The organism is Mycobacterium sp. (assembly GCF_032162605.1).
Classification (GTDB): domain Bacteria; phylum Actinomycetota; class Actinomycetes; order Mycobacteriales; family Mycobacteriaceae; genus Mycobacterium.
This window is the reverse complement of sequence record NZ_JAVROT010000175.1, coordinates 1-8,865: the sequence shown is the minus strand read 5'-3', so window position 1 is coordinate 8,865 and position 8,865 is coordinate 1. Positions and strand designations below refer to the sequence as shown.

Genomic DNA, 8,865 nt, shown 5'->3' with positions numbered 1-8,865 from the left:
CGTGGCAGTCGGGCCGACTTCGACCAGTCGGCCCTGCTGCATGACGCCGATCAGATCGGATCGATCGGCGGCAACGCCGAGATCGTGGGTGACCAGCACGATGCTGGTCGACGACCGGGCGCGTAGTTCGTCAATGAGGTCAAGGACCTGTTTTTGCACCGTGACGTCCAGACCCGACGTGGGTTCGTCGGCGATGATGACCTGCGGGTCGGCGGCCACCGCCGCCGCGATCAGCACACGCTGGCGCATACCACCTGACAATTCGTGCGGGTACTGCCGATCGCGGCGGGCCACGTCGTCGAATCCGACGAGCTCGAACAGCTCGTACACGCGGTCGCGCCGGGCATCGGCGTCGAGGTCGGTGTGCAGGCGCAGCACGTCCTCGACCTGCCGGCCCACCCGTCGCACGGGGTCCAGCGACACCGCCGGGTCCTGCGGGATCAGGCTCACCACCCGCCCGCGCAGATCACGCCACGCCTTCGGGCTCAGCGCGGTCAGATCCTGACCGTGCAGGGTGATCGAGCCGCTGATCACCTCGCCGTTGTCGGGGAGCAGGCCCAGGATGGCGTGCCCGGTCGTGGTCTTCCCCGAACCGGACTCGCCCACGAGCGCGAGAACCTGACCCGGGCGCAGGTCGAAGCTCACCTGGTGCACGACCTGGCGCAGCTCACGCGCGACGCGATAACCGACGGTCAGGTCTGCAACGGACAGAACGGGATCGGTCATCGCGCACTGCGCGTCGTCAGGTGGCGCGCGATGTGGTTCGTCGCCAGGACCACCGCCACGATGGTCAAGGCGGGGTAGATCACGAGCCAGCCCCTGGTGGCGATGTATTTGCGCCCGTCGGCGACCAGCAGCCCCCACTCCGGTTGCGTCGGCTGGGCACCGAGCCCCAAAAAGCTCAACGATGCGATCCAGATGATCGCGATGCCGAGTTGCACTGCGATCAGGGACACCGTCGGCGCCAGCGAGTTGGGGATCACATGACGGCGGAGGATGGTCAGACTGGTTGCGCCGCTGGTGATCGCCGCCTCCACGTAGGTACTGGTCCGCACACGCAGCACCTCGGCGCGGATGAGCCGGGCGAACGTCGCCGACGACGTCAGCCCGACAGCGATCGCGGCAGGGACGATGCCGGTCGACCCCACCTTCGCGGTGTAGAGCACCACGATGGTGATGGCGAGCAGGAAGCCCGGAATGGACAGCACGACGTCGACGAGCCTCATCACCAGGCTGTCGCCGAAGCCACCGAACCAACCGGCAGCAGCGCCAAGCAGCGAGCCGAAGACGACGGCAACCGCGACGGCCATACTGGCGCCGAGCAGGGACGCTCGCGCGCCGTAGATCACCCGCGCGTACAGATCCCGGCCGAGCAGGTCTGTGCCGAACCAGTGCTGTCCCGACGGCGGCAACAACCGCTTGGTGTTGTCGATCGCGATCGGGTCGTAGTGGGTGAACACGCCAGGGACGACTGCCCACAGCACGGCCAAGGCGAACACGATCACCGACAGGACGAGACCCCAGTGCCCAGCTGCCCAGCGCACGGTATCGGTGAGCGCCGATACGCGGTCGGCACGTGGCCGCTGGTCGGCCACGACACCTACTGCACCGATGCGTGTTTCGTCTCTGACCACGCTCGTCATCGCACGGACACCTCGATCGGCGTTGCCCGCGCCACCGCGATCGACGCCGCCCGTCGCGCGCTCGGCGGGAGTACGGCGGCCTTGCGTCGGGTGACCCGTTGCGATTTCCCGTCGGGTAAGACCCGTGCGTCGAGGAACGGATAGGCCACGTCGACAAGGAGATTGACGGTTACGTAGGTCAACGTGGCGACGAGCACGACACCTTGGAGTACCGGCAGGTCCTGCGTGCTGACTGCGCTGACCGTGAGCTGTCCGATGCCTTTGCGGGCAAACACCGCTTCGGTGACAACGGATCCGGCGATCAGCTCTCCGCACGCCAGGCCCAGCAGTGTCAGCACCGGCAGCGACGAGTTCCGCAACACGCCTCGCCCGAAGATGTAACCCTCGCCGGCTCCTCTGGCCTGCAGCACATGCACGAAGGGCAGCTTTCGGGTGGCGCCGATCGAGGTGGCAAGCACCTGCGCCAGTGGTGCCGCGATCACGAACGCCAGGGTGATCGCCGGAGCGATGAGTGCCAAGAGTGATCCGTTGTCGGAAGAGGGGATCAGGTGGATGCCAAAGGAAAAGAACTGCAGAGCAAGAATTCCCACGACGAAAGTAGGTACCGACCCGAACATCGCGGGAACCGAACCGAAGACGTTGCGCAACCACGACCACCGTGCGTAGTTGATCAGCACGGCGAGCACCGCCGCGAAGAAGACCCCGAACAGCAGCGCCAGGCCGGTGAGCTTGAGCGTGCTGGGCAGGGCATCGCCGATCAATCCGGTGACGGTCTGGCCCGTGCTGATCGAGTATCCGAGGTCACCCTGCAGCGCGTGGCCCAGTGCGGTCAGGTATTGCCCCCGCAAGGGTCTGTCGAGCCCGTAGAAGTGCACCAGGACCTTCGCCGCCTCGGGTGAGATCTGGGCATCCGGGTTCTGGATCCGGTTGTGTACAGCGTCGCCAGGAAGCGCACTGAGCAGCAGGAAGGACAGGGTGTAGGCGGCCCAGAGCACCGCGACCGCCTGGCCGATTCGCTTCAGGACATAGGTGCGCATCCGCTATTTCGCGATCCAGGTGTCGTACAGCCACGCCCGGCCGGTCGACTCGGTGGTGAACCCGTTGACGCCCGACGCCAGACCGAATACCTGGGTTTCGTCGTAGAGCGGTATTGCATAGCCCTCGGAGAAGATGCGATCCTCGACCGCCTGGATCGCCGCTTTGCGGGCAGTCGTGTCGAAGGCGCCCGACTGCTCCACGAGCAGTCCGTCGAGCACCGCGTCGGGTGTATGCGCGTCGATCGTGTTCTGACGGTCGCTGGCGAAGGCCGTGCGCAACACGCCGGGTTCGGCGGTGGACGTCTGTCCCTGGTCGAACAACCAGTCCTTGTCCTTTCGCTCGTGAGACTCGTACTCGGTCAGCGAAGGGCTCGTCAGCGTGATCTCGACACCGGCCTTCTTCCACTGCGACTGCAGCACCTCCAGTACCGATTGGGAGACCTGGTAGTAGGGAGCCACCCGCAGGTGGAAGGTCAACCGCTGGCCGTCCTTGACCCGGATGCCGTCGGCGTCCGGCGTCCAACCGGCTTCATCGAGCAGGGAATTGGCCTTGCCCAAGTCGTATTGCAGGTATTTGCTCGAGTTAGGGCGCAGCGGGGTGCCCTTCACCAGCGCGCCTGTCGGGATCGGGTAGTTGGGAGACAGCACTGCTTTGTTGATCGCGTCGCGGTCGGTCGCGGCCTGCAGCGCGAGCCGCACCCGCTTGTCTTGGACTGGTGCGGTGGGGTCGGCGAGCTGAATGGTCAGGTCATTGGACTGCCCCTGTACCGGGATGGCCACGATCTGCCCGCCGCCGGCGCTCACGGTCTGTTCGTCGTACGGGGCGATGTTCCTGGCGATTTGCGCCTCGCCGGACTGCAGCGCACCCACACGGGTGCCGGCCTCGGGGACCGTCTTGAAGACGATCTTCTCCAGATAGGCCTTACCGGTGTGGGCCGAACCGGACGGTGCCCAGTTGTAGTCGTCGCGTCGCTTCAGGGTCACCCCATTGGTGCCGTCGACTGAGTCGACCACGAACGGCCCAGTGCCCACCCAATTGTGCAGGTCGCCTTGACCGTTGAGATCTTTTGCCAGATATGACTTTCCGAGGATGGAACTCGAGCGATAGTTCGACAGGACCTGGATGAACGCGACGTTCGGCTTCGAAAGCCTGACCACGACGGTGTGATCGTCGACGACGTCGGTGCCTGCGTACTCGGTCCAGAACGGGTCCTGCGGGACACCCAGCGTCTTGTCTCCGAAGCCGTGCTGGTCGAAGTTGAGCTTCACGACCGCCGCGTCGAGCGGTGAACCGTCGCTGAAGGTGATACCCGGCTTCAGCCTGAAGGTGTAGGCGAGATGGTCGTCGCTGATCTGCCACGATTCGGCTAGCCAGGGCTTGAAGTCACCAGACGCGGGAACTTGCCAGATGAGCCGTTCGGCGACGTTATCGGCTACCTGGCTGTTTGACCAGAGCGAGTTCGTCGGAGTCCAGGCGTCGTACTGCACCGGGTCGTAGAAGGTCAGCGTTCCGTCGTAGACGGGGCTGCCTCCGCCCGCATTGTTGGACGAGCTACCACCGCAGGCAACGAGCAATGCGGCCACCGCAGCAACCGCCGCCGAGGACAAGACGAACCGGCGCAAACTTCTGGCGGACAACGGTCTTCGTCCCTTCCCAATGATCACGAACACGCTCAATGACCCCCGAGCGGGCAAACATCCGCCGGGGGTGGCCCAAAGCCGACGTGGGCTAATACAGGCACCAACCGAAGTGAACCAGCGTGCCCCGTGGCCGTCATCGTTTCGGCTCACCGTGAATCGAAGATGACCAAATGTCCTCGCCTACAGTAGGTTTCTCCTTGCCTGGCACGTCAGGCGATGCGCAAGGTAGACGCACGCAGGCAGACTTACGATCGTGGCTGTCGGTCCCGCATAGGTGCACCCGGGAGAGGAGAACTTGCATGACCGCCCCGCTGGACAGGAACCTCACAGCGGCGCCCGCCGTCCCGACCGGCGACGCCATCCCTCTCATCCGCGCGGCCATCACCTACGCCGATGAGACCCTGCGCCCCGCCGCATTACGGACCGACCGCGAGGGTGTGGCGCCGGAGAGGATCGTCGAGCTCGCCGGCCGGGGCCTACTGAACCATGTCGCACCGGCAGAGTTTGGCGGCGGCGCTCTCGATCGCAGTGGCGACCGCCGCGTGCACGAGATCATCGCCGGCGCCTGCTTCAACACATGGCTGGTGTGGGCCCAGCACGCTCCCCTGGTCTGGAAACTGGCTGATGTCCACCATGCCGGCGAACCATTACCGGAATTGGGCTATGACATCCTGCGCGGCCGCACCCTCGTCGGTGCTGCCGTCAGCGACGTCCGCCGCTTTCCGCATCACCACATCGCTGCCACCCGCGCACCCGCGGGTTGGACGTTGTCGGGCACGGTGTCGTGGTTCAGCGGGTGGGGACTGAGTACCGCGCTCGCGGTCGCCGCCGTCGAGGACACTACGCACACCGTCGTCACCGCGCTGGTCCCGATCGACGCCAACATCCGGTCCACTCCCCTCGGGCTGAGCGCCGTCGCAGGCAGCCGTACCGAACGCGTCACCCTCAACGACGTGTTCGTGCCGACGGCGAACGCCATCGCCACGCAGTCGCTGTCTGATTGGCGGACAGAGGATCTCGGGGTGGCGAGTGACGCCCGCGGGCACCATTTCGGACTTGCCGAAACGGTGCTCGGCGAGCTGGACCGGGCAGACCATTTCCGCGCCCGAGACGTCGCCGAGGTCTGGCGGCCGCGCGTGGCCCAGATACGTTCTGATGCCTACGCCCTCGCGGACGAGGCCAAAGCCGCCAAGGAACCATACCTCCGCATCGATGAGCGGCTGGCGGCGAAAATCGCCATCGGCGAAGCGCTGGCCACCATGACCCGGGCACTGCTGGCGGCCCGATCGGGACGGGGCCTGGCTCTCGACGACACCGCGCAGTTGCATGCACGGTCGACGCTGTTCGTCCTCGTCCAGGGGCAGAGCGCCGATGTCCAGGACGCTCAGCTCGCGCATTTCGCCCGCTGAACACCCACCGCAGCGATTGATCAGGATGACTTCACCAAGATGACCCAACCAGGAAGACGATGAGCAACGAATACCTCTGGTATATACCGAATCAGGTCGAGGCCGGCCACCGGGGCGACGATACGGTCGAGGACCACAACAGCCTTGAGACCCTGACCCGGCAGGCCGTTGCGCTCGAGGACAATGGCTGGACCGGCGCCCTGATCGGAACCGGCTGGGGCCGGCCCGACACGTTCACCGTCGCAACGGCACTCGCCGCAAGGACCACCGCCTTCGAGCCGCTCGTGGCAGTGCGGCCCGGCTACTGGCGTCCAGCCCACTTCGCCGCGGCAGCAGCATCTCTCGACCATCTCACCGGTGGACGCCTACGGGTCAACATTGTATCGGGGAAGGACGACCTCGCCGCTTATGGCGATGCCAATGCCGAACAGTCCGACCGTTACGCACGCACTAGCGAATTCATACATCTGGTGCGCCGGCTCTGGACCGAAGAGGACGTGACCTTTCGCGGCGAGTACTTCCAGGTGGAGCACTCCACCGTGGCCCCCCGCATCGTTGCGCACGGCGAACGCCGACACCCCACACTGTACTTCGGCGGCGCGTCACCGGCCGCCGAGCGGGTCGCGGCCGCGGATGCCGATGTGCAACTGTTCTGGGGCGAACCGCTCGACGGCGTCCGAGACCGGATCGAGCGGCTGCGTACTCTCAGCGATGAGGTCGGACGGGAGTTGCCCTTGCTGGAATTCGGCCTGCGGATCACCACCTTCGTGCGGGACACCACCGAACAGGCCTGGCAGGAAGCTGAGGCCAAGGTGTCGCAGATGGCGGCTCAACAGGCCGACAACGGTCGGGGCGAGCATGGGTCTCTGCCACTGAGTGCGCATCGCCGTGCCGCGGTAGGACAGCAGCGACTGTATGACCTTGCCGAGCGTGGCGAGGTCCTCGACGACAATCTGTACACCACACCAGGCAAGTTCGGTGGCGGCGGAGCGGCCACCACCTGGCTAGTGGGATCAGCGTCGGACGTCGCTAAATCGCTACGCAAATATCAGGATCTCGGCGTCACCCACTTCGTGTTGTCCGACACCCCTTACCTGCGTGAGATCGAGCGGCAGGGTAATCAGCTTTTGCCCCTGCTGCGCGAATGACCGCTGAGCCGTTGTGCACCGGTCATCGACGTTGCTTCGGATCGCCGCCTGCGGCTGTTGATCGCCGCCTTCGCACTCACCAGCACCGTCGGCTACATCGCGATGATCCAGGAATTACCCTCTCCCCCAACAGTCGTCATCCGACTTCGCCGATTTCAGTTCAAACTTTCCGCGCGGCTTGCTCGCGAGGCCAATGGCAACCGCGCGCAGGCTGCGGAATCCTGCCTTTGAGTCCACTCGCCGACCGGCATCATCGTATGTTTGGCGCCAGCCCGTTTGAACGCTTTGCGGGCCGCTCATGGGGCTGCAGCGCCTCGTTGACTGATGAGAAGGTCAGGAATCTCATCGATAACTCCACTACGTTTAGGCGGCGTCGGTCTACCCCCTTCGGCGGGAACACTAAGCAGAATCGGATATCGTCTTCAGCCGCTAGCTCGGCAATCGCATCCAGCGCGTCGATGCCGTCCACGTCTATCTGCTCGATGTCGGACAGATCTAGCACAAGCAGTTCGGGGGTGCCCGTTAGCTCGCCAGCCAGAGTCCTCCGGAGACTCCCGGCTCCATCGCCGCGCAGGTCTCCGGCGACCTGTACGACGGTGGTCCTAGCCCCCGACCGTTGCCCCAGCGCCGTCGGCAGCCAACCGATGACGGGCGATGGTGATCTGAGAGGCGGTGAGGATGTCGATCACCTCCGCACCCAGCACCCACGTGACCGACACCGCGGCGCCGGCCAACTCCGGCGGGACGGAGTACCGGTTGCCGCCCTAGGACACCAGCGCCTGGCGTGACACCGTGCGGGTCTCGGTCAGGATCACCGGATACGGCGTAGCGGGCAGCGCCGCCAACGGTTCGGCGGCGGCGACGCTCACTACGGTGGCCTTGCCGCTGGGGGTGGGCCGTAGCCGGGTGTCACCACGCAGCCGGCAGAACTCATCGAGTGAGGCTTGCGCCTGCTCGACGGTGACATCATCGGGAAGTGTGCGCCACCAGCGTTGGGCTGCAGTGTGATTGGCCTTCTCCACGACACCCTGCGGTTACCCGCCCGTGGTGGACAGATCGCCACCGCGACCCCGTAATGCTTGGCCACTCCGGCGAAGCTCGCACTTACCCGGCCCGATTCGGGGTGACACACCGTGGCCATCCGATCAAAACGCCACGTCTGGGTGAGACCACCCAAGCGGCGGCAGACCCGATCGAGGCCATCGACGAGGTGCGGCTGAGTCATCGACGGGGCGAGCACCCCGCGCCAACGCCCGGAGTGGGCCAACGATCCGACGATGAGACGGGCCATCGACCCCCATCCCCACGACGCCGGTGGATTCGGCAGATCCACCCAGTCCCATTGGGTTTCAGCACCCGGCGGATGTTCGATCACCGCGTTGGGCCGATCCGTGGCCGTGGCGCACGCCGCGCACACCGGTCGCAGCTTGCGAGTCCGGATCTGGCGGGTCAACGTCGAATACGACAACGGGTAACCCAGGCCTTCGAGTTCATCGCACAACGTCCGCGCCCACAAATGCGGATCCTCGAGCAACCGGCTGCTCACGTAGTCGAGGAACGGGTCGAACAAATCAGGTGCGGCCGGTCTGCGTACGCCGGGGGTGGTGACCCCGCTCAGGTAGTTGCGAATGGTGCGGCGGTTCTTGCCGGTGTGGCGGGCGATCGCCGAGATCGTCCAGCCTCGTTTGTGCAGTGCGTGTATCTCCACGTCGTCCTCCCATGTGAGCATGAGAAAGCGGGTCTCCTTCAGATGGCTGGTGCGTGGTCAGAGACCACCAGCATCGGAGGACACCCGCCCTCATCGGCGGAGCCACACAGTGAGCACTTTCAGTGAGCAGAACTGGGCACTATCAATGAGCGCCGTCAGCGCCGGTAGACAACACCAAGCCAGCCCGGTAGACCTACACCCGAGGCCCACCGGTGGCGGAATTACGTGACAGACACCCCGGCGGAATTACGCGACCGTCGACAAGATTCGGTCAAGAGT

Annotated in this window: 7 protein-coding genes and 1 pseudogene; 2 read left to right on the top strand and 6 right to left on the bottom strand. The window is 65.3% G+C overall.

Annotation, left to right across the window (positions count from 1 at the left end; translation table 11 throughout):
• The 4 genes from QOI01_RS10805 to QOI01_RS10790 form a co-directional block, all read right to left on the bottom strand.
• Nucleotides 1–726, bottom strand: a 726-nt coding sequence (locus QOI01_RS10805; RefSeq protein ID WP_526380694.1) for an ABC transporter ATP-binding protein, incomplete at its 3' end; no start/stop codon positions are given.
• A complete protein-coding gene (locus QOI01_RS10800) occupies nt 723–1,643 on the bottom strand; it encodes an ABC transporter permease (RefSeq protein WP_526380692.1) in 921 nt (306 codons plus the stop codon). The genes QOI01_RS10805 and QOI01_RS10800, both read right to left, overlap by 4 nt.
• Entirely contained in the window at nt 1,640–2,680 is a 1,041-nt protein-coding gene (locus QOI01_RS10795) for an ABC transporter permease (RefSeq protein WP_526380690.1), read from the bottom strand. The genes QOI01_RS10800 and QOI01_RS10795 overlap by 4 nt, the downstream gene beginning before the upstream one ends.
• Nucleotides 2,681–2,683: 3 nt before the next feature.
• On the bottom strand, nt 2,684–4,264 hold the full coding sequence (locus QOI01_RS10790) for an ABC transporter substrate-binding protein (RefSeq protein WP_526380688.1): 1,581 nt from the start codon (nt 4,262–4,264) through the stop codon (nt 2,684–2,686).
• A gap of 356 nt (nt 4,265–4,620) precedes the next feature.
• Between QOI01_RS10790 and QOI01_RS10785 the strand changes: the two genes are divergently transcribed.
• A complete protein-coding gene (locus QOI01_RS10785; protein ID WP_526380686.1) occupies nt 4,621–5,730 on the top strand; it encodes an acyl-CoA dehydrogenase family protein in 1,110 nt (369 codons plus the stop codon).
• Nucleotides 5,731–5,789: 59 nt separating this feature from the next.
• Nucleotides 5,790–6,878 (top strand): LLM class flavin-dependent oxidoreductase, encoded by a 1,089-nt coding sequence (locus tag QOI01_RS10780; protein ID WP_526380684.1) that lies wholly within the window; start codon nt 5,790–5,792, stop codon nt 6,876–6,878.
• 250 nt (nt 6,879–7,128) lie between these two features.
• On the opposite strand, the gene QOI01_RS10775 is transcribed toward QOI01_RS10780, so the two are convergent.
• Together QOI01_RS10775 and QOI01_RS10770 are read right to left on the bottom strand one after the other, a co-directional pair.
• The gene (locus tag QOI01_RS10775) at nt 7,129–7,503 is read right to left on the bottom strand and encodes an STAS domain-containing protein (protein ID WP_526380696.1); all 375 of its coding nucleotides are present in this window, start codon (nt 7,501–7,503) and stop codon (nt 7,129–7,131) included.
• Nucleotides 7,490–8,607: pseudogene (locus QOI01_RS10770) on the bottom strand (IS21/IS408/IS1162 family transposase); the annotation flags it as partial. The gene QOI01_RS10775 and the pseudogene QOI01_RS10770, both read right to left, overlap by 14 nt.
• Nucleotides 8,608–8,865: the final 258 nt, after the last annotated feature.